15 protein-coding genes are annotated in these 21,471 nt (G+C 64.9%); 13 read left to right on the top strand and 2 right to left on the bottom strand.

The window, feature by feature from the left end; translation table 11 throughout:
- Window positions 1-189: 189 nt before the first annotated feature.
- The 9 genes from J2X57_RS01585 to J2X57_RS01545 all read left to right on the top strand — a co-directional run bounded on the left by J2X57_RS01585 (window position 190) and on the right by J2X57_RS01545 (window position 10,239).
- Window positions 190-381, top strand: coding sequence for a hypothetical protein (locus tag J2X57_RS01585; RefSeq protein WP_309862977.1), 192 nt, complete (start codon window positions 190-192; stop codon window positions 379-381).
- A 139-nt stretch (window positions 382-520) separates the two neighbouring features.
- Complete coding sequence (locus J2X57_RS01580; RefSeq protein WP_309862975.1) at window positions 521-1,111, top strand: hypothetical protein; 591 nt, start codon at window positions 521-523, stop codon at window positions 1,109-1,111.
- A gap of 116 nt (window positions 1,112-1,227) precedes the next feature.
- Window positions 1,228-2,244, top strand: coding sequence for a ubiquinol oxidase subunit II (cyoA, locus tag J2X57_RS01575; RefSeq protein ID WP_309862972.1), 1,017 nt, complete (start codon window positions 1,228-1,230; stop codon window positions 2,242-2,244).
- A gap of 82 nt (window positions 2,245-2,326) precedes the next feature.
- On the top strand, window positions 2,327-4,327 hold the full coding sequence (gene cyoB / locus J2X57_RS01570) for a cytochrome o ubiquinol oxidase subunit I (protein ID WP_309862970.1): 2,001 nt from the start codon (window positions 2,327-2,329) through the stop codon (window positions 4,325-4,327).
- Between the two features lie 19 nt (window positions 4,328-4,346).
- Window positions 4,347-4,973, top strand: coding sequence for a cytochrome o ubiquinol oxidase subunit III (gene cyoC / locus J2X57_RS01565; protein ID WP_309864346.1), 627 nt, complete (start codon window positions 4,347-4,349; stop codon window positions 4,971-4,973).
- Window positions 4,970-5,347 carry a cytochrome o ubiquinol oxidase subunit IV gene (gene cyoD, locus J2X57_RS01560; RefSeq protein WP_309862967.1) on the top strand — a complete coding sequence of 126 codons (378 nt, stop codon included), beginning with the start codon at window positions 4,970-4,972 and terminating at the stop codon, window positions 5,345-5,347. Before cyoC ends, cyoD begins: the two co-directional genes overlap by 4 nt.
- Before the next feature lie 214 nt (window positions 5,348-5,561).
- Complete coding sequence (locus tag J2X57_RS01555; RefSeq protein WP_139382600.1) at window positions 5,562-6,404, top strand: tetratricopeptide repeat protein; 843 nt, start codon at window positions 5,562-5,564, stop codon at window positions 6,402-6,404.
- A 54-nt stretch (window positions 6,405-6,458) separates the two neighbouring features.
- Window positions 6,459-8,249, top strand: coding sequence for a peptide-N4-asparagine amidase (locus J2X57_RS01550; RefSeq protein WP_309862962.1), 1,791 nt, complete (start codon window positions 6,459-6,461; stop codon window positions 8,247-8,249).
- Window positions 8,250-8,367: 118 nt separating this feature from the next.
- Window positions 8,368-10,239: a hypothetical protein gene (locus tag J2X57_RS01545; RefSeq protein ID WP_309862958.1), complete on the top strand. Its 1,872-nt coding sequence runs from the start codon at window positions 8,368-8,370 to the stop codon at window positions 10,237-10,239.
- Here J2X57_RS01545 and J2X57_RS01540 read toward each other — a convergent pair whose 3' ends face one another.
- Window positions 10,240-11,565: an ATP-binding protein gene (locus J2X57_RS01540; RefSeq protein ID WP_309862955.1), complete on the bottom strand. Its 1,326-nt coding sequence runs from the start codon at window positions 11,563-11,565 to the stop codon at window positions 10,240-10,242.
- Window positions 11,562-12,287 carry a response regulator transcription factor gene (locus J2X57_RS01535; RefSeq protein WP_309862952.1) on the bottom strand — a complete coding sequence of 242 codons (726 nt, stop codon included), beginning with the start codon at window positions 12,285-12,287 and terminating at the stop codon, window positions 11,562-11,564. Before J2X57_RS01535 ends, J2X57_RS01540 begins: the two co-directional genes overlap by 4 nt.
- A 186-nt stretch (window positions 12,288-12,473) precedes the next feature.
- On the opposite strand from J2X57_RS01535, the gene J2X57_RS01530 reads away from it, so the two are divergent.
- From J2X57_RS01530 to J2X57_RS01515, 4 genes are read left to right on the top strand one after another with little or no spacing between them, the layout of a single operon-like run.
- Window positions 12,474-13,697, top strand: coding sequence for an MdtA/MuxA family multidrug efflux RND transporter periplasmic adaptor subunit (locus J2X57_RS01530; RefSeq protein WP_309862949.1), 1,224 nt, complete (start codon window positions 12,474-12,476; stop codon window positions 13,695-13,697).
- On the top strand, window positions 13,694-16,807 hold the full coding sequence (locus J2X57_RS01525) for an efflux RND transporter permease subunit (protein WP_309862946.1): 3,114 nt from the start codon (window positions 13,694-13,696) through the stop codon (window positions 16,805-16,807). Before J2X57_RS01530 ends, J2X57_RS01525 begins: the two co-directional genes overlap by 4 nt.
- Entirely contained in the window at window positions 16,804-20,076 is a 3,273-nt protein-coding gene (locus tag J2X57_RS01520; protein WP_309862943.1) for an efflux RND transporter permease subunit, read from the top strand. The genes J2X57_RS01525 and J2X57_RS01520 overlap by 4 nt, the downstream gene beginning before the upstream one ends.
- Window positions 20,073-21,470, top strand: a complete 1,398-nt coding sequence (locus J2X57_RS01515) for an efflux transporter outer membrane subunit (RefSeq protein WP_309862940.1) — start codon at window positions 20,073-20,075, stop codon at window positions 21,468-21,470. The genes J2X57_RS01520 and J2X57_RS01515 overlap by 4 nt, the downstream gene beginning before the upstream one ends.
- The last annotated feature ends 1 nt before the right edge of the window (window position 21,471 follow it).

Genomic DNA, 21,471 nt, shown 5'->3' with positions numbered 1-21,471 from the left:
TGAGCCATGATACCGGCGCGGCGACTCGTAGGATCATGCTGACCGTACTCAGCGTCGTCATCGGTGGCGGGCTGGTCCAGCGCGTGACATCCGTCGGCTTTCGATACGTGTTCTGTTCGACGTGGGCGGCGGGACTTGATCAGCCAATGGATGGCCGAAGTCGAACAAACCCGAAGCTAGTCCGACCCCGTGCGCGACGAAGGGCTGGCGCTGGACAACGCCATCGAAAATCTGGCGATCTTTCTCGATGCCCACCCTGTGGCAGACGAGCCCGGGCGGGTCGAATACGACGCGCTGGTGAAAAAGGTCTACGCGACAAGCCGTCAGGTTGAGGACACGGTGGCAGCGTTGAAGGCGTCCAGCGAGCCGCCGCGCCACTGACGCGTAGCGATGACTGGCGGTGCGTGCCGGACATGGATTCGCGGGCCTGCTTTCACGACTGGCGGATCAGTCGCTTTCGGACGTTTCGTCGCTTCGTGGCGGCGCATAATGCGGCCACGAATCTCTGCGGGAACATCAGATGTCTCAGGAACTTACTTACGAAGGTGTCGGGCGTCGGCAGCGTCTCACTCTGACGATGCGTGTTTTACTTGTTGTGCTGACCCTGATCGTGACTTCGACAATGGCGGCGACACCTGCGATCGATGGCGCTATCCGTGAAGTTCACGATGCCCCCGGCCGCCCGGTTCCAGGGACGGTCTATAAGCTCGTGTTCGACATGAATATGCCGCAAGACGCGATGTTCGGTCTGAACCCCGGCCTGCGTGGTCTCAGCGATCTGATCGCGGAATACACCGCATATGGCACTGACGCGACACATCGGTCGATCGTCGTGGTGCTGCACGGTGCTTACACCGAACTAGCCCTGACGAACGATGCTTACCGCCGCCTGCACAACGGCGCCGATCATCCGTCCATCGCACAGATGCAGGCCCTGCAGCGACTGGGCGTGGCCTTTACCGCACCGGCCACCGAGTTGACGGCGCTCACCAGCCAGGCCGAGGACATCCAGGCCGGTATCAAACCCGGGCCCAGGGCCAGCCTTTCTTTCCTCACGCTCGAGGCAGCGGGTTACGTGTACGACGGCACGAAGAGCCTGACCGGCAAGTAACGGCTGGCAGGCCCGATGTCGTCGAAACGCGTTCGCTGTCGGCACGCAACCGGGCATCGCAGCCAAAATTGACCCAGGTCAGGATCGATCGGCAATTGCCGCCCTATCGTTCCGCCATGACCCCGAGAACCCCCTTAGCCCACTGGGCCCGTAGTGCACTAGTCGCGGTGCCGCTCATCCTTCTGAGCGGCTGCAAAATGGTGGTGATGGATCCCACCGGCGACATAGCCATACAGGAACGCAACCTCATCCTTGTCGCCACGGGCATGATGCTTCTGGTGATCCTGCCGGTCATGGCACTCACGGTCATCTTCGCGCTGCGCTACCGCAAAGGTCGCAATCACAAGGCATACGACCCCCACTTCACGCACTCGACCCGGATCGAACTGGTCGTGTGGACCATCCCTCTCCTCATCATCGCCTGCCTTGGCGTCATCACCTGGACGAGCACGCACCTGCTCGATCCCTTCCGTCCGCTGGACCGGATCTCGGCGACCAAGCCCCTTCCCAAAGACATGAAGCCGCTGGATATCCAGGTTGTGGCCATGGACTGGAAGTGGCTGTTCATCTACCCCGAGCAGGGCATCGCGACGGTGAACGAACTCGAGCTGCCCGTGGATGTGCCGGTGCGCTTCTCGATCACCGCGACCAGCCAGATGAACACGTTCTACGCGCCCACGATGGCCGGCATGATCTACGCCATGCCGGGCATGAAGTCGATGCTGCACGCGGTGCTCAATGAACCGGGCGACACCTGGGGCTACTCCGGCAATTACACCGGCGCAGGCTACTCGGACATGCGTTTCATGCTGCACGGGGTGGGTCAGGCGGGCTTCGACGCCTGGGTGAGCAAGGTCAGGTCCGCCGGCGAGTCCTTGTCGACCGAACGTTACCTTACGCTCGACGAGCCCAGCGAAAAGGTGCCGGTGATGCACTTCGCCACCGTCGAGGCCGACATCTTCAACCGGGCGGTCAACCGCTGCGTCAAGCCGGGCACGCCCTGCATCGCCGATGTCATGGCGCTGGACCGCGCCGCCGACCAGGGTCGCTACCAGGCACCCAGGGCCGCCGCCAGCGATGCGTCGATGCATGACGACATGCCCCACGACGCCATGCCACACGGCAGCCCCTGAGCGAAACCTCGCGCCGACACCCCTTCTTCCTCTCCGCCCCGGCCGCCTCGTGTGGGCCGCGGGCCTGAACCCCGGGCCGACCATGCTAGACCAAGGCTTTCTCAAGGCACCACTCGGGCGGTTATCGCTCGATTCCCTTCCACTCCACGAGCCCATCCTGATCGGTACCTTCATCGGTGTCGCGGTGCTGGGCCTCGTCGTCGTCGCCGCGCTCACCTGGCTCGGCCGATGGGGCTGGCTCTGGCGTGAGTGGCTCACCAGCGTCGATCACAAGAAGATCGGCATCATGTACGTCATCCTCGGCATCATCATGCTGTTGCGCGGGTTTTCCGACGCGCTGATGATGCGCGCCCAGCAGGCGGTCGCCTTCGGCGCCAACCAGGGCTACCTGCCTGCCAGTCACTACGACCAGATCTTCACCGCGCACGGCACGATCATGATCTTCTTCGTGGCGATCCCGCTGGTGGTAGGCATCATCAACTTCGTGATGCCTCTGCAGATCGGCGCGCGCGACGTGGCGTTTCCGTATCTCAACAACCTCAGCTTCTGGCTGACCGCTGCCGGCGCGGTGCTGACGATGATCTCGCTCTTCGTGGGCGAGTTCGCGCGCACCGGCTGGTTGTCGTATGCCCCGCTGGCCGAGCTGCAGTACAGCCCCGACTCCGGTGTCGACTACTACCTGTGGTCCCTTGAGATAGCGGGTGTCGGTACGACGCTGTCCGCGATCAACATGGTGGCGACCATCATCAAGATGCGTGCCCCCGGCATGACCCTGATGAAGATGCCGGTGTTCACCTGGACCGCGCTGTGCAGCAACATCCTGGCGATCGCGATCTTCCCGGCACTCACCGCGGCGTTCTTCCTGCTGATCCTGGATCGCTATGCCGGCACGCAGTTCTTCACGAACGAGCTGGGCGGCAGCCCGATGATGTACTGGAACATGGTCTGGATCTGGGGTCACCCGGAGGTGTACGTCCTGATCCTGCCCGCTTTCGGCATCTACTCCGAGATCACCTCCACGTTCACCGGCAAGCGGCTGTTCGGCTACTCCTCGATGGTCTACGCCACCGTGGTCATCACGCTGCTTTCGTACCTTGTCTGGCTGCACCACTTCTTCACCATGGGCTCCGGCGCGTCGGTGAACTCGTTCTTCGGTATCGCGACGATGATCATCGCCATCCCGACCGGCGCCAAGGTGTTCAACTGGCTGTTCACCATGTATCGCGGCGAGATCCGCTTCGAGCTGCCGATGATGTGGGTGGTCGCGTTCATGCTGACCTTCGTGGTCGGTGGCATGACCGGCGTGCTGCTGGCCGTGCCGCCGGCGGACTTCGTGCTGCACAACTCGCTGTTCCTCGTCGCCCACTTCCACAACACGATCATCGGCGGCGTGGTGTTCGGCCTCTTCGCCGGCATGACGTACTGGTTCCCCAAGGCCTTCGGTTTCCGGATGGACGAGTTCTGGGGCAAGGTCGCCTTCTGGGGCTGGGTGGTCGGTTACTGGGTGGCCTGGACGCCGATCTACATCGTCGGCCTGATGGGCGTGCCGCGTCGCGTGCACCACCTGGACGATGTCTCGCTGCGCCCCTACTTCGTCGTCGCGGCCATCGGTGCGGTCATCATCCTGATCGGCATCCTCGGCTTCGTCATGAGCATCGTCATGGGTATCGTGAAGCGCAAGGCATTGGCCGACGTTACCGGCGATCCATGGAATGCCCGCACGCTCGAGTGGTCGACCTCGTCGCCGCCGCCGGCCTACAACTTCGCCTTCCAGCCGGTCGTGCACGACCTCGACGCCTGGCACGACATGAAGGAAAACGGTTATGTCCGCCCGACCACGGGCTTCAATCCGGTGCATATGCCGCGCAATACGGGTGTCGGCGTCTATGTGGCCGCATTGAGCCTGACCCTGGGCTTCGGCATGGTCTGGTACATCTGGTGGCTTGCCGCGATCAGCTTCATCGGCATCGTGCTGGTCTCGATCCTGCACACTTTCAACTATCGCCGCGACTACTTCATTCCCGGGCACGAGATCGCCGTGACGGAAGACGCGCGCACGCGTTCACTGGCCACGGGAGCCTGATATGAGCAGCAACGTAGCCATGCCAAGCCGCCACGACGGTCCCGTAGCCACCCGCACCTGGTTCGTCGCCACGGAAGATCACGCACACGGTGGCGGTGCCACCCTGATCGGATTCTGGATCTATCTGATGAGCGATGCGCTCATCTTCGCCTCGCTGTTCGCGGTGTTCGGCGTGCTCGGCCGCAACTATGCCGGCGGCCCCGGCCCGAAGCAGCTGTTCGACCTGTCGCTGGTCGCTCTCAATACCGGCTTGCTGCTGGCGTCGTCCATCACCTTCGGCATCGCGATGATGGCGATGGAGTCGGATCGCGTAAAGCGGACGATGTTCTGGCTCGTCATCACCGGCTTGCTGGGCCTCGGCTTCCTGTGCGTCGAGATGCACGAGTTCGCCGAACTCGTCGCCCAGGGCGCCACACCCCAGCGCAGTGCCTTCCTCTCGATGTTCTTCACGCTGGTCGGGACCCACGGCGCCCATGTCGCATTCGGTCTGATCTGGCTGGTGACCATGCTGATCCAGATCGGTCAGCGAGGCCTCCGCGTCGAGAACCGCCGCCGCATCGTCTGCCTGTCGATGTTCTGGCACTTCCTCGACATCGTCTGGATCGGCGTCTTCACCTTCGTCTACCTGTATGGAGTCATCCGGTGACCACTTCCGCCGCCGCCCATCCCGCCGACCACGGCCACAGCCACGGCAACAAGCAACGTTTCATCACCGGCTCCGCCCTTGCCGTTCTGCTCACCGCGATTCCTTTCTGGCTGGTGATGAGCGGCGGACTGCACAGCGGCAGCGCCACGGCCCTGACGATCTTCGCCTTCGCCATGGTCCAGATCGTCGTCCATGTCGTTTACTTCCTGCATGTGGACACGAAGAGCGAGGGCGGATGGACGCTGATGGCGACCCTCTTCACGGCCATCATCGTCGTTCTGACGATCGTCGGTTCGATCTGGGTGATGTATCACCTGGACGTCAACATGATGCCGATGCCCACAGCGCCGGGCGGCATGGGCGCGATGCACTGAGTGTCCGTCGGGCCGGGGCGGACCGGGAGCGATCGTCGACATGAACGGAGGGATGTCGTTCGCAAGAAGTTGCTTCGGGGCGTGGCTACACTTCGCCGCACGTCGCCGCGATTGATCTTCAGGCGTGGCGTCCGCACATCCGGAACAGGACGCCTCGCACGAACTTTCCGTCGTGCGGCGACTCAAACCGCCATCCCGCGCTTCGGACACACACATGAAAAAGACGTTGCTTGCCCTTAGCCTGATGTTTGTCGCCGCGGCCGCCAGCGCCGGCGATTCGCCGAAGGACGTCCAGGCGATGATCGCCCGTGGCGACTTCCCCGCCGCCGAGACGGCGTTGCGTGAGGCCGTTTCGGAACACCCGCAGAGCGCCAAGGCGCACTACGTGCTGGCGGAAGTCCTGGCGCACGAAGGCAACATCGGTGAGGCCCGGGCGGAAGCCAACAAGGCCGCCACGCTGGATCCGGCGACCCGTTTCACCGATCCCGCCCGGTTCCAGCAGTTCCAGAGCAAACTCAACCAGGCCATGGCGCCGCCGTCGGCCAGTCGCCCGGCTGCCCGCCAGGCGGCTTACGGCGGTGCCCCGGCGGTGGCACCTCCGAAGGAGGCGTCCTTTCCATGGTCCGGACTTCTGATCGGCGCAGGAGTTATCGCGCTCATCGCCTTCCTGTGGTCTCGCCGCCGCCGTGATGTTGCGCCGCCTTTCGCCGGCGCGCCTTATGGTTCGCCCATGAACGGTGGCCCGGGTCCGGGTTATGGGCCGAACTACGGTTACCCGCCGCAGGCTCCCTCGTCGGGCGCCGGTGCCGCGGTGGCCGCGGGTCTGGGTGGTCTGGCCGCGGGCGCCCTGCTCGACGAGGCGTTCCGTAGCCACGGCTCGGGTGAGACCTCGCGCGAGGCGGGCTTCGCCAATCCACCGCCGCAGCAGGACGCCTCTCCGTCCGGTCAGGCGTATGACGACCTGCGCGACGATCCGATCGACATGGGCAACAACGACAGCTCGTGGGATCAGGGCGATTCGGGCGACAGCGGGAGCTTCGACGATAACCAGTGGTAAAACCTATGCTACGTTTCCCGCGCAGGGGGCAGTTTGTCGCGGGAGAACGGGCGCATGGCTGTCATCGTCGGGGCGGGCCGCAAAGGCCTGTGGGTGGGATTGTTCGGTTGCATGATGGTAAACACGGCGCCCGCTGCATTCGCAGCGACGGCGCCGGGTTTCAATGTCGGTTCCGCTAACGTCGCGGTAGCCGACCCAGCGGTACCGAGGCCGCCGGGCAAGGCGTGCACGGTCGAGCTGTTCGAGGGTTTCAGCTTTACCGACTTCTCCAACCACCCGTATACGTATGCGCCACCGGTGGGCTGCGGCAAGTCGTGGTCGAAGGTCGTGCTGGAAGCGGATTTCTCCGTCACCGCCGGAAGGCAGTTCGACCGCACCGCGTCCTTGTGGCTCGGCGGTGCGAACATCTATTTCGGTACCACGCAGGAACCGTCAGCCGCCGTCTCGCCGAGCTGGCACATCGAACGCGATGTCAGCGACTTCGCGAGTCTGCTCGGCGATGCGCAGACGGGTCAGGCCATCCTGGGCAACGTCGTCGACGGAACCTATACCGGTGTGATCAGTGGCTCGGCTCGGCTGGTCTTCTATCCCGCGAACGTACTGGCACCGAAGGTCGATGCCCCGGATGCGGTATTCCCGCTATCGGACGGCACGGCGGGCGGTCCGGTCACCCTGAACACCGGCGCGGACGTCCTCTCACGCACGCTGACCTTGCCGACGAACGTCGAGCGCGCCTACCTGGATGTCTTCGCCCAGGGCCAGGGTGGTGACGAGTTCTGGTACTCCTGTGTGCCCGATGCGCTGGCTGAGGAGGCTCAGAGCTGCGGCGGCGGTTCGTACCGCGAGGTGCAGGTATCGATCGACGGAACCGCGGCAGGCGTCGCGCCGGTGTATCCGTGGATCTTCACCGGTGGCATCGATCCGTACATGTGGCGGCCCACGCCGGGCGTGCAGACACTCAATTTCCTGCCCTATCGCGTGGACCTTACACCGTTCGCCGCGTTGCTCAATGACGGCAAGGCGCATGCGGTGGCGATCGGCGTCACGGGAGCCAATGGCTATTTCGCGGTGACGGGCAACCTTTTTGTCTATCTCGATCGCGGTCGCAAGGTTCTCACGGGCAGCGTCACGGCCAATACGTTGCAGGGTCAGGCAGCCGTCGCCGCGGTCGACAACCGGCTGACCGACAACGCGGGAGTCGTCGCGGGCTCGGTGGCCACCCAGGCGTCGCGTCGCTTCCGCACCGCGGGCTATGTCGATACGTCTCACGGCAGGGTCACCACCGATGTGACGCAGACGGTGGCCTTCCGCAACACCCAGACCTTCGCCATCGACCCATCGCGGTATGACCAGCGCATCGATCAGCTGTCGACGGTCGACAGCACGACGAAGACACGGCAGGGTCCGTTCGGCGTTACCGTCACCAGCGAGGCGCATTTCGATTATCCACTGGTCGCCAGTTTCCGTTACACGTTCGACGCGGCCGGCAACTTCGCGACGGCGCCGAGCGCTGTTACGCAGGGCTATTCGAGGCAGTTCACGAAGAAGCTGGGCAGCCTCGTTCTCTATCGCAGCGACGTGGACAACAGCATCGATACCGCGGACACGCTGGTTTTCACGGACGGTGCGGTGACCAGCCACACCGGCCAGCGCAGCACGCAGGTGTTCCGCTTCAAGGACAACCTTGGCAGTTGCTACGGAAGGGATATCGCGACCGCGACAGGCGTACTGACCGCGGCGACGGATGGCGGCGATTGCGCGAAGGGGCGTAACCAGGTGCTGTGGTTCACACACCCGGATGGATCGCCGGATACGTCACGGACGGAAGACCCGGGTCTCTTCTGAACCAGGCTGTGGTGGGAGCCCGCCGTCATTGCGGCTCCCTATCACAGGGATGTGTCGATACGGGTGGCGTCTTCGGATCTATAATGGGGAATTCATCTGTATCGGTACCCGTCCGGGCATGGCTATCCTGAAAACGAATCAAGTCCTCGTCACCGTCGGCACGGCCTGCACCTTGTCGGCCGTCGGTTCGACGGAAACCTATCAGGCCCTCGTCGCCCGGTCGGAAGAATTCCTTCCGCTGGCCGCGTTCGACGCGGGTCTCGTGGAGATCGATCCGGAATCCGCCAGCGCAGCGGACGGCATGCGCTGGGCCGGGGGCGAGCACGCAGGTGAGCCTGTCACGCTGGACGAACTGAAGCGCCTGCACGGCGACAGTCTCCGCGCCAACAGCGGCATCCGCCATGTCCCCAACGTGCGCGAACTGGCGCCGCGCGTGGTAACCGACATCGCCGCACCGTTGCCGCACGATCTGGAGACCGTCGGACTGCGTCGCCTCGCCGGTCTGCGATACGAGGATATCCGCGCGTCGAAGCTCAAGGACATGCACGGTCTTTTCCAGGATGATCCGTTGCTCAGCCCGTCGTTGCAGGCCCAGCTGTTCGCCTATGGCGCGCTCGGCGCGCTGGCCGGTCTGCCGCGCCCGCTGTCCGAACTGGTCCCTAACCCGTTCGGCTTCCGTGTGGCGTCAGCGACGGCATTCGGCGGTAACGAAGCGCTGGGCCAGTGGCTGCGTCCGGATGCGCCGCTGCCCGAAGGCGGTTTTCCGAAGGACACCTTCGCGGTCCGGCTGGCGCACTCGCTGGGTTCGCACGGCCCTGCCCTCGTCTCGACCATGCTGTCGCCGTCGTACAGCATCAGCCGCGTTCTGAAGAACCCGGAACTGCGCGAGTCGCTGCGCTCCGACGATGTCGGCTTCATGCGCGTCCCGCAGGCGCCGATGACCGCCGTGGGCGCCTGCGCGTCGAGTCTGGTCGCGCTGGCGGACATCGCGCCGCAGCTGCTGTTCGACTACCCCGGTTTTCAGAAGCCGCAGATGGTGCTCCTTACCGCGGCCGACGCCGCCCTGCAGCCACGCTTCGGCATCCTCGAGGCGTTCGGCGGCGGTGCGCTGATGACCGGCGACAAACTGGCCGCCAAGAACGCCGCGCACGACGACGGCAATGTACGCAGCGTGCACGATTCGCTCGCGCCTTTCGACATCGATGCCGACGGCACCGTGGTCGGCCACGGAGGCTCGGGTCTGCTGGTGACGACCCTGGAATTCGCCCTCGTCAACCAGCTGGATATTACGTCCATCATCGTCGGCTGGGGCCAGAGTGCGGAAGCCGGTGGCAAGGCGCATTTCGCCGGTGTCGGCTTCGGCGGTGAGAACGCGCTGGTACAGGCGCTCGACATGGCCCATGCCGGCCATGGTTACAGCGTGCACGACTTCCAGTACCTCGCGGCGCACGCGACGGGCACGCGTACCAACTCCAAGACCGACCTCGGCACCGCACTGGCTGGCTTACGCGGCGCGGCGCAGCGGCAGGGTGTCGAGGGTGGTCTGCCCAAGCTCTTCGTGGGCACGCCGAAGGCCGTCGGCGACGGTCACACGATGGGCGAGACCGGCCTGAAGGCGCTGTCTCAGGCATTGCAGTTCGTACTCGGCCGCAAGGCGCCCGGCGTCCCGACACTGCGCCGGCTAGACCCCGACCTGGCCGATGTCGCGGCGCACTTCCATCTGCAGGCCGACCCGTCCGACGGCAACGCGGACGGTGGCGCCATCTGCGCCACGCAGGGTTTCGGCGGCTACAACGGCGCGGTGGCCCTGCGCTCCGCGACACCGGCGACGATCGCGAAATACGAAGGCGATCCGGCGGTACTCGAAGCGTATCTCGCCGCGTGGCCGACGGTCCGCGCCGACCGCGAGAAGCGTGAGCGCGTCGCCCGCCGTAGCCCGAGGCTCGCCCTCAACATGGCCGAGACGCACCGCTGGATCGGCCTGGACTGATCACTGGGCGGATGCGACGAGGGGCAGTTCGATCAGCGCGAGCAGCCCCCCTTCCACGCGATTCGACAGCGTCAGGCGGCCGCCGTGCTCCTGCACGATGTCGCTGACGATCGACAGGCCAAGGCCCAGACTGCCCGGTCGCGCGTTACGGGACGGGTCCAGCCGGACGAAGGGCTCGATCACTTCGGCCAGCTGATGAGCCGGGATGCCGGGGCCGTCGTCCCCAATCGTCACCGCCACCTGGTCGCCGGCGGATGTGGCGATCACATCGATGCGCGAGCCGAACGCGATCGCGTTCTCGAGCAGGTTGCCGACCGCCCGCTGGATCGCATTCGGTTTGCAGACGACCGTCAGGGCATCCGGCCCGGTGTAGTGGATCTCGACACCGGCATCCGCGTACTCGTCGCAAATCGTCTGCAACAGTGCCGCCAGATCGAGCGGCTCGAAGGCTTCCGACGAACTCCGGTTGCCTAGATAGCCGAGTGCGGAGGTCACCATGTCCTGCATCAGGATGGTCTCGCGCGACAGCTTCTGCACCATCTGTGTCGGTTCCGCCGTGTCCAGCTGGAGACGCATGCGGGTCAACGGCGATCGCATGTCGTGACTTATCGCGGCCAACATGCGGGTGCGGTCCTGGATCGAGCGCGTTACGCGCTCCTGCATCAGGTTGAACGCGTGCGCGGCACGCCGGATCTCGAGCGGACCTTCTTCCGCCAGTGGCACGAACGACATCTGTTCACCGAACGTCGTGACCTGATCGGACAGGCGCCGCAACGGACGGATGACCAGCCATACCGCCCATACGGACATGAGAACGACCGCGACACCCAGGAACACGAGTGCCCCGACCAACGGGAAGGTCAGCCGTCGACGGGTGCCGTTGACGGCATGCGTCCGCACCGCAAGCGTCTGCTCGCCCAGGCCGACAAGGATCTGCACACGGGTCTCTAGCGGTGCATCGCTGCATTCGCGCACGCTGACCTTCCCGCTCGTGGCGGCAAGGTCGTCCTGGAGTACCGCTTCCAGCTCACGCGTGTCTTTGGATAACGCATCGCACACCGATGCCGCCATCGCCAGTCTGGCCTCGGTAAGCGGCCAGCGCACGCCGGCCAGCAACGCGGCGCGATCGCGCTCCGGGACGCCACGCAAACCGTCCACCAGACTTTCGATACGAAAGGCGACCGACCACGGCCACGGTGGACGCGGTGGCGCGTTGGGGTAAAGCCACGAAAACAGCGCGAGGGAAAACAGGAAGGTGACCGTCGACGAACTGGCCGTGATCAAGAGAATCTGGCCGACGGTACTGCGGAAGAAGCGGCCGATCATCCGGCGGTCACATCGCGCTGAAATGCATAACCATCCGAACGCATGGTGCGAATGGGATCGTCGAGCGGATCGGTTCCGGCCAGCTTGCGACGCAGCCGACTGATGAGCAGATCCACCGAGCGCGCGGAGATCGGGAAGCCCTGGCCACGGGTCAGGCCGATGAGCTCGTCACGCGAGAGCACCTCGCGCGGATGCTGACACAGCGCGAGCAACAGATCCGTCTCCGTACCTGTCAGCGGAATGCGCACGCCCGCGTCGCTGCGCAGAAAGCGTTTTGCCGGGAAGAAGGTAAATCCCTGAAAGCGCAGCACCAGGCCATCCGCGCCGCTTGCGGCAACCGTGGGCGCATCGGCCGCCATGGGTCGACGTAGCACGGCACGGATTCGCGCGACCAGTTCACGGAGATCCACCGGCTTGGTCATGTAATCGTCCGCGCCCAGCTCGAGACCGACCACCTTGTCGGTGGACTCACCCAGCGAGGTAAGCATGATGATCCGCGGCGAACCCCTGGCCTGCATGCGCCGGCAGAACGACAGCCCGTCCTCCCCGGGCAGCATGACGTCGAGCAGCATCACCTCGACATCGCCGCGTGCCAGCAGCGGCTCCGCCGCTTCAGCGCTGTCGGCTTCGGAGACGACGAACCCCTTCCCTCGCAGGAAGTCAGCCAGCGGCTGGCGAATACCGGGGTCGTCCTCGACCAGGAGAATGTGCGGAGTGGCCAACGCGCCCTGCCTTTTTGCGGTTCGTCGATATTCTGCGGCATCGCCGAGGCGGATAACCAGCGAATGCGGTGTTTGTTTAAATACTGACACACTGTGTAAATGTGTTTTGATATCAACAAGATGCATTGTTATAACAAGGGTCCGGTGTCACCGTGTCGACCATCCGAATCTCCCTGATGGCCCGCCATGCACCCGCGCACCGAACCGCAATCCTCCTCCACCCCGTCACGCCGTCGCGTCGGCCTTTGGGTATCCGTCGTCGCGGTCGTACTCCTGATCGCCGCGTTCATCGCGTGGCGGGTGGTGTCGGGTACGGGCGGTAGCGGCCATCAGGGAGGTCCGGGTGCACAGCAGACGGCGACCTCGGTCGGCGTGGCGACGGCCACCAGGGCCGACGTCCCGGTCACGCTGGAATCGATCGCCACGGTCACATCGCTGGCTACCGCCACCGTGAAGGCGCAGATCAGCGGCTACCTCACCTCCATCGCCTTTCGCGAAGGCCAGACGGTGAAGGCGGGCGACGTACTCGCGCAGGTGGACCCGCGTCCTTACCAGATCGCCCTGGCGCAGTATCAGGGCCAGCTGCAGAAGGATCAGGCCACGCTGGAAAACGCGCGCCTCGATCTGCGGCGCTACCAGCAGCTGATGAAACAGGACTCGACATCGAAGCAGACGGTGGACACCGCCATCGCTTCGGTGCACGAGTACGAAGGCACGGTGCGGACGGATCAGGCCCAGGTCGACACGCAGAAGCTCAACCTGACCTATGCGCGCATCACCTCTCCGATCGACGGCAGGACCGGCTTTCGCCAGGTGGACGTCGGCAACTACGTGACCTCGTCGGACACCGATGGCGTCGTGGTGGTGACCCAGATGGATCCGATCTCGGTCGTGTTCACGCTGCCGGAAGATTCGCTGGCCGCCGTGCTGAAGCCGTCGGCCGACGGTAAGCCGCGGCCGGTGTCCGTCTGGGACCGTACGTTCAGCACGAAGCTGGCCGATGGCACCCTGGATACGATCGACAACGCGGTCGATACGAGCACCGGCACGGTGAAGCTGCGTGCCTTGTTCGCCAATCCCGACGGGCGTCTGTTTCCCAACGAATTCGTCAACGCGTCGCTGCTGGTCGACACCCTGCGCGATGCCGTGACGGTGCCGACGACGGCCGTGCAGACCGGTACACCGGGCACCTATGTCTACGTGCTCAAGAGCGACCACACGGTATCGCTGCGCAAGATCACGACCGGTCCTTCCGCCGACGGCAACGTGGCCGTGACCTCCGGACTGAACGTGGGCGATGTCGTGGTCGTGGACGGTGCGGATCACCTCAGTGACGGTGCCAGAGTCGTCGTGCCGGAGGAGAAGAAGGCGTCGGGCTCCGGTAAGGCAGCCGCCACGGCCGCCCCATGAATCCGTCGCGCATCTTCATCCTGCGGCCGGTGGCGACCACGCTGCTGATGGCCGCCCTGCTCATCGTCGGCCTCGTCGCATGGCGCTCGTTGCCGCTCTCGGCCCTGCCGGCCGTCGAATACGCGACGATCCAGGTACAGACGTTCTATCCCGGTGCCAGTCCAGACGTCATGACCTCGGCGGTCACCGCGCCGCTCGAGCAGCAACTGGGCACGATGTCGGGCCTGAAGCAGATGTCGTCGCGCTCGTCGGCGGGTGCGTCGGTGATCACGCTGCAGTTCGACATGGCCGTGACCCTGGACGTCGCCGAGCAGGAAGTGCAGGCGTCGATCAACGCGGCCAACAGTCTGCTGCCCAGCGACCTGCCCGCACCGCCGGTGTATGCGAAGGTGAATCCCGCCGACGCGCCGATCATGACGCTGGCGATCACCTCACCCACCCTGCCCCTGACCCAGGTGCAGACGCTGGCGGATACGCGTATCGCCCAGAAAATCTCCCAGCTTCCCGGCGTGGGCCTGGTAACGCTGAGTGGCGGCAACAAGCCGGCGATCCGCGTGCAGGCGAACATCCGCGCCATGTCCGCTTACGGTCTCAATATCGACGATCTGCGCACCACGCTGGACAACATCAACGTCAACACGCCCAAAGGCAGCATCGACGGCCCCAGACGCGCGTACACGATCGATGCCAACGACCAGATCCAGGATCCGGCTGACTACCTCGAGACGATCATCGCGTACAAGAACGGCCGCCCGGTCAAGCTGAAGGACGTCGCCACGGTCGTGGCCGGATCGGAGAATGCGGAACTCGGGGCGTGGATGAATACGACGCCCGCCATCATTCTCAACGTTCAGCGTCAGTCCGGCGCGAACGTGATCCAGGTGGTCGACAACATCAAGTCGTCGCTCGCCCGGTGGACCGCCGGACTGCCTTCGTCCGTCCATGTGGCCGTCCTGACGGACCGCACGACCACCATTCGCGCGTCGGTCCAGGACGTGGAGTTCGAGCTGGCGCTGGCGGTGGCGCTCGTCGTCATGGTCATCTTCCTGTTCCTGCGCAATGTCCGCGCCACCATCATCCCGAGCCTGTCCGTGCCGCTGTCGCTGGTCGGCACGTTCGGTGCCATGTACCTGTGGGGCTTCAGCCTCGATAACCTTTCGCTGATGGCGCTGACCATCGCCACCGGATTCGTCGTGGATGACGCGATCGTGGTGATCGAGAACATCAGCCGCTATATCGAACAAGGCATGCGTCCGCTGGATGCCGCGCTGAAGGGTTCGGAAGAAATCGGCTTCACGATCATCTCGCTGACCGTGTCGCTGCTGGCGGTGCTGATTCCGCTGTTCTTCATGAGCGATGTCATCGGCCGACTGTTCTATGAGTTCGCCGTGACCCTGGCGGTGACGATCGTCCTGTCCGCCGTGGTGTCGCTGACGCTGGTGCCCATGATGTGTGCACGGCTGCTTCGTCAGCATCCGGCCGAGCCGAAACAGCCCGACGCCGGAAAGCGGCCGGGATGGTTCGATCGCGTGATCGGCGGCTACGACCGCATTCTCACCGTGGCGCTCGACCACAAGTGGATCACGCTCGGCGTCGCAGCAGGCTCGATCGTGCTGACGGTCCTGCTCTACATCGTGGTCCCCAAGGGCTTCTTCCCGAGCCAGGACACCTCGGTGATCCAGGGCATCACGCAGGCATCCCAGTCGATCTCCTATGACGACATGCGCAAGCGTCAGCTGGCGCTGGCCGAGGTGCTGCTGAAGGATCGCGACGTCGTCAGCCTGTCCTCCTTCATTGGCGTGGACGGAACCAACACGACACTGAGTTCGGGCCGTTTCCAGATCAACGTCCTGCCCAAGGATCAGCGCGACGATTCCATCGACGAAATCATCCGCCGCATCCAGAAGGACGCCGCGAAAATCGCCGGCATCACGCTCTACATGCAGCCGGTACAGGATCTGACCGTCGATACCGAGGTCAGCGCCACCCAGTACCAGTTCATCCTGGACAACCCGTCGCTGGACGAACTGTCCACCTGGACGCCGAAGCTGCTCGCCGAGCTGCGCAAGTCCTCCGAACTGGCGGACGTGACGAGCGACTTGCAGGACAACGCCCTCGCGGCCACGGTCGTGGTCGACCGCGCCACCGCCGCGCGTTTCGGCATCACGCTGGCGACCATCGACAATGCCCTCTACGACAACTTCGGCCAGCGCATCGTCAGCACCGTGTTCACCCAGTCGAGTCAGATGCGGGTGATCCTCGAAATGGATCCGACGCTCGGGCGCGGCCTGAAGACGCTCGATTCCATCTATCTGCCTTCGGCCACCGCCACGACGGGACAGGTCCCGCTGAGCTCGATCGCAAAAGTCGTGGTGACACATAAGCCGAACCAGATCGGCCACCTCGCACAGTTCCCTGCCACCACCGTATCGTTCAACCTGGCGCCCGGCGCGTCGCTGGGCGCGGCAGTCGACGCCGTGAATCAGGCGCGTAAGACCGTCGGCCTGCCCGGGAGCTTCGGTGTGAACTTCCAGGGCGCGACCGATGCGTTTCAGTCGTCGCTGTCCAACGAACTGTATCTGGTGCTGGCCGCGGTCCTGGTCATGTACGTGGTGCTGGGCGTGTTGTACGAGAGCTTCATCCATCCGCTCACCATTCTGTCGACGCTGCCGTCGGCGGGAATCGGAGCGCTGCTGGCCATGGAGATCAGCGGGTCCGGGCTCGATATCATCGGCATCATCGGTATCGTCCTGCTGATCGGTATCGTGAAGAAGAACGCGATCATGATGATCGACTTCGCACTGGCCGCCGAACGCGAGGAAGGCTTCAGCCCACGCGAGGCCATTCACAAAGCCTGCCTGCTGCGCCTGCGCCCGATCCTGATGACGACGATGGCCGCGCTCATCTCGGCCGTGCCACTCGCTCTGGGCCATGGCAGCGGTTCCGAGCTGCGCCATCCGCTCGGCGTGGCGATGATCGGGGGCCTGCTGGTCAGCCAGCTGCTGACGCTGTTCACCACACCGGCGGTGTATCTGGTGCTGGACCTTGCCGCGCAGCGGTTCCGTCACTATCGCGCCGGCCTGCCCGGTCACGAGGCAAGCCAATCGTGAACCTCAGCGCGATCTTCATCCGGCGCCCGGTCGCGACCATCCTGCTGACCGCGGCCATCGCCGTGGCCGGTGTCCTGGCTTTCCGTCTGCTGCCGGTGGCACCGCTGCCCAACGTCGACTTCCCGACCATCCGTGTGCAGGCGCAGATGGCCGGAGCCAGTTCGGACACCATGGCGTCGACCGTGGCGGCTCCGCTCGAACGCCGGCTGGGCCAGATCGCGGACGTGACGGAGATGACGTCGCAGAGCAGCCTGGGCTCGTCGAACATCACGCTGCAGTTCGGTCTGGACCGCGATATCGAAGGCGCGGCACGCGACGTGGAGGCGGCGATCAACGGGGCCCGCGCGGATCTGCCCGCCAGTCTCAAGGCCAACCCGACTTACCGGAAGTTCAATCCGGCCGATGCGCCGATCATGATTCTGTCGATGACCTCGGACAAGCTGACTACCGGCCAGCTTTACGATCAGGCCTCGAACATTCTCGAGCAACGTCTGCTTCAGGTGCAGGGCGTCGGCAATGTCGACCTCAACGGCGGTTCGTTGCCCGCCGTACGCGTCGAGATCAATCCCGGCAAGGTGTTCAAGTACGGCATCGGTCTGGAAGACGTGCGTGCCGCGTTGTCCGCCGCCAATGCCGACAGCGCCAAGGGCGTGGTCAACGAGGGCAAGCTCCGTTACCAGCTCTACGCCAACGACCAGGTCTCCGAGGCCAGCGACTACCGGGATCTGATCGTCGCCTGGCGCAACCAGCGACCTGTCTACCTCAAGGACATCGCCGAGATCGACGATTCGGTGGAAAGCCTGCGCAACGTCGGCATGGTCAATGGCAAGCAGGGCATCATGCTGTTTATCTTCAAACAGCCCGGCGGCAATATCGTCAACACGGTGGACGGTATCCGCAAGGTGCTGCCGCAGCTGGAGGCCGCCCTCCCCGCCGGCACGCATATGACGATCGCCGCGGATCGCAGCAGCACCATCCGCGCCTCGCTGTCGCATACCGAAGAAACGCTTGTCGTCGCCGTGGTCCTGGTAGTCCTGGTCGTGCTGGTCTTCCTGCGCGAGTGGCGAGCCACGTTGATTCCCGCCGTGGCGGTGCCCGTGTCGATCCTTGGGACGTTCGCGATCATGCGTCTTTGCGGATTCACGCTGGACAATCTGTCGCTGATGGCCCTGACGATCGCCACGGGTTTCGTGGTCGACGATGCCATCGTCGTCCTGGAAAACATCACGCGTCACCGCGAGGCGGGTATGCCTCGCGTCGAGGCGGCCCTGACCGGTGCCAAAGAGGTGGGCTTCACCGTGCTGTCGATGAGCGTGTCGCTGATCGCGGTATTCCTGCCTATCGTGCTGCTGGGCGATATCGTGGGACGGCTGTTCCGTGAGTTCGCGCTGGTACTGTCCGTCGCCATCGGTATCTCGCTCGTGCTGGCCTTGTCGACCACTCCGATGATGTGCGCGCTGTTGCTGAAGGACGAAACGACGCCGAAGCGGCCGGGCCGCGTCAGTCGCTTCATCGAACGACGCATTCAGGCGGTTCACGACCTGTATGCGCGAACGCTCGGCATCGCGCTGAGGCACCCGCTGGCGGTAATACTTACCTTCTTTCTGACCATCGGCGCCACCGTCGTGCTTTTCACGATCATTCCGAAAACCCTGTTCCCTCAGCAGGACACCGGACTGATGATAGGCGGCATCAACGCCGACGAAAGTACGTCGTTCCAGTCGATGCGCACCCAGCTCACCGAAGCGCAGGCCATCGTGCAGGCGGATCCGGCCGTGCAGACGGTGGTCGGGTTCACCGGCGGCCGCGGTACCAGCACGGCCAACGTCATTGTCGCGCTGAAGCCGCTCGAGGAGCGGACGGCATCGGCGGCACAGGTCATCGCCCGGCTGCGCCCGAAGCTGGCGAACATTCCCGGTGCCCGGCTGATGATGTTCCCGATGCAGGACCTGTCCGCCGGTGGCCGACAGAGCTTCGCGCAGTTCCAGTACACGCTGCAGTCCGATGACAGTGCGCTGCTGAGTGTCTGGTCGAACAAGCTGCTCGACGCACTGAAGTCCAACAAGATGCTCGCCGATGTGAACTCCGACCAGCAGACCGGCGGCCTCGAGACCCGGGTCGTGCTGGACCGCCCGACCATCGCGCGGCTCGGCCTGACACCCGACATCATCGACGCGACGCTTTACGACGCTTACGGCGAGCGTACGGTGTCGACGATCTACAAGGCTCAGAACCAGTACCACGTCGTCATGGAACTCGCGCCGCGGTACCTGCAGGATCCCGAGACGATCAAGGGCATCTACGTCGGCACGTCGGGCGAAGCCGCCAGCGGCACGTCGTCGACCAATGCCACGTCGAACACCACCAGTGCGGCGAGTACATCCGCAACGTCCACGTCCTCCGCGGCGACGAACGCCGCGACCAACTCGATCGCGACCAGCGGCGGAAGCGCCTCCAGCGGCTCCGCGGTCAGCACGACGGCCGGCACCATGATTCCGCTCTCCTCGTTCGCCACGCTGGCCACCGGCAATACGCCTGTGCAGGTGAGCCACCAGGGCCAGGCCGTCGCGACCACGCTGTCGTTCAACCTGGCGCCGGGTTATGGACTGGCGGATGCGACCAGGGCCATCGAGCAAGCCACGCAGGCCATTCGCATGCCGGTGTCCGTGCGTGGGTCGTTCGGCGGCACGGCAGGCAAGTCGCAGTCGATCATCGCCACGATGCCGCTGCTGATCGGTGCCGCGCTGCTCGCCGTCTATGCCGTTCTGGGCATCCTCTATGAGAGCTACGTCCATCCGCTGACGATCCTGTCGACGTTGCCGTCCGCCGGTGCCGGTGCCGTACTGGCCCTCTTGCTGACCGGTACCGAATTCAGTGTCATCGCGCTGATCGGTGTGTTCCTGCTCATCGGCATCGTCAAGAAGAACGCGATCATGATGGTCGACTTCGCCCTTGAAGCCGAACGCAACGAAGGGCTCGAACCGCTCCAGGCGATCGAGCGTGCCTGTCTGCTGCGCTTCCGCCCCATCCTGATGACGACCTGCGCCGCCCTGCTCGGCGCCTTACCTCTGGTGCTCGATCACGGTATGGGCGCGGAGCTGCGCCGTCCGCTCGGCATCTCCATCATCGGCGGTCTCGTCGTCAGCCAGCTGCTCACGCTGTATACGACGCCCGTCGTCTACCTCTACCTCGACCGCTTCCGCCATCGCTCGCTGGGCTTCTGGCACCGGGCGTTCCCCGGCGCGGCCCTGCCGGATACCCGTCCATGAACCGACTGACCCCCATCTTCCTCGTTGCAGCGATCAGCACCGCCCTCGGTGCCTGCGCCGTCGGGCCGAATTACGAACGCCCGTCGGCACCGGCCCCGGCCGCGTTCAGGGAGGCGCCGGCCGGATGGCAGGCGGCGCAACCGAAGGACGCGGCGCAGCGCGGTCCCTGGTGGAGCGTCTATGGCGATCCCTTGCTCGATCGGCTCGTGTCCCGTGTCGCCATCGACAATCAGAACCTGAAAGCCTACGAAGCCGCGTATCGCGAGGCCGTAGCCGTCGTGGGCGAAGCGCGCGCCGGACTGTCGCCCACGGTGGACCTAGCGCCGACCGCCAGCCGCCAGCACAGTGCGCGCAGCAACAGCACCAGCCGCGCGGCGACCGCGTCGGGCACGTGGGAGCCCGATCTGTGGGGCAAGGCCCGTCGGCAGATCGAGAGCGACACGGCCTCCGCGCAGGCAAGCGCGGCTGAACTGGCCGACCTCACCCTCTCCGCGCAGGCGGAGCTGGTCACCGATTATTTCGAACTGCGCTATCAGGACTCGCTCATCGTGCTCTACAAGCGCACGGTGAATGCCTATGAGCGCAGCCAGCGCATCGCGCGGAACCAGTACGACGCGGGCACCGTGGCACGTTCGGATGTGATCACCGCACAGACCACTCTCGCCACGGCCCGCGCGTCCCTCGTCGGCGCGGAGCGCCTGCGTGACCAGTACGAACATGCGATCGCGCTGCTGGTCGGCAAAGCGCCGGCCGAGCTGACCATTCCGGCGGCCGCGCTGGACACGCCGTTGCCGGAGGTGGCCGGTGTGCTGCCTTCCGCACTGCTCGAGCGCCGGCCGGATATCGCGGAAGCGGAGCGCAGGATGCAGCAGCAGAGCGCCCAGATCGGTGTGGCGCAGGCGGCGTATTACCCGACCATCGACCTGTCGGCGGAAGCCGGATACTCGGGTCTGGGCAAGCTCCTGTCCGCCCCGAATGAGCTCTGGTCGCTGGCGGGAACGGCGACGGAGACCCTCTTCGACGGTGGCCAGCGCAGATCCACGGTCGAAGCCGCGCGCGCGGCCTACGACCAGAGTGTCGCCAGTTACCGGCAGACCGTGCTCGCCGCCTTTCAGGACGTCGAGGACGAGTTGTCCAACCTGCGCGTGCTCGCGCAGCAGTCGGTCGCGCAGGATGAGGCACTGCGCCTCGCACGGCAGGCCGAAACGATCGCGACAAACGAATACCAGGCGGGCACCGTCGACTACACCACGGTCGTGACGGCCCAGGCCACCGCGCTCTCAGCCGAACAGAGCAGCCTTCAGATCACCGAGCAGCGCCTTGTGGCGACGGCGAGCCTGATCCGCGCCCTCGGTGGTGGCTGGTCGACGGCGGACATGGCCAGGGCGCCCTGAG

Origin of the sequence: Luteibacter sp. 1214 (assembly GCF_031455395.1) — a bacterium.
In the GTDB taxonomy this organism is placed as follows: Bacteria; Pseudomonadota; Gammaproteobacteria; order Xanthomonadales; family Rhodanobacteraceae; genus Luteibacter; species Luteibacter mycovicinus.
This window is presented reverse-complemented; position numbering and strand designations above follow the sequence as displayed.

What these genes read in the sequence shown, in the direction of transcription:
- J2X57_RS01525 (WP_309862946.1), top strand. Translation starts at nt 13,694, where the DNA reads ATGAATCCGTCGCGCATCTTCATCCTGCGGCCGGTGGCGACCACGCTG.
- cyoC (WP_309864346.1), top strand. Translation starts at nt 4,347, where the DNA reads ATGCCAAGCCGCCACGACGGTCCCGTAGCCACCCGCACCTGGTTCGTC.
- J2X57_RS01530 (WP_309862949.1), top strand. Translation starts at nt 12,474, where the DNA reads ATGCACCCGCGCACCGAACCGCAATCCTCCTCCACCCCGTCACGCCGT.
- J2X57_RS01550 (WP_309862962.1), top strand. Translation starts at nt 6,459, where the DNA reads ATGGCTGTCATCGTCGGGGCGGGCCGCAAAGGCCTGTGGGTGGGATTG.
- J2X57_RS01540 (WP_309862955.1), bottom strand. Translation starts at nt 11,565, where the DNA reads ATGATCGGCCGCTTCTTCCGCAGTACCGTCGGCCAGATTCTCTTGATC.
- J2X57_RS01555 (WP_139382600.1), top strand. Translation starts at nt 5,562, where the DNA reads ATGAAAAAGACGTTGCTTGCCCTTAGCCTGATGTTTGTCGCCGCGGCC.
- J2X57_RS01580 (WP_309862975.1), top strand. Translation starts at nt 521, where the DNA reads ATGTCTCAGGAACTTACTTACGAAGGTGTCGGGCGTCGGCAGCGTCTC.
- cyoB (WP_309862970.1), top strand. Translation starts at nt 2,327, where the DNA reads ATGCTAGACCAAGGCTTTCTCAAGGCACCACTCGGGCGGTTATCGCTC.
- J2X57_RS01545 (WP_309862958.1), top strand. Translation starts at nt 8,368, where the DNA reads ATGGCTATCCTGAAAACGAATCAAGTCCTCGTCACCGTCGGCACGGCC.
- cyoA (WP_309862972.1), top strand. Translation starts at nt 1,228, where the DNA reads ATGACCCCGAGAACCCCCTTAGCCCACTGGGCCCGTAGTGCACTAGTC.
- J2X57_RS01515 (WP_309862940.1), top strand. Translation starts at nt 20,073, where the DNA reads ATGAACCGACTGACCCCCATCTTCCTCGTTGCAGCGATCAGCACCGCC.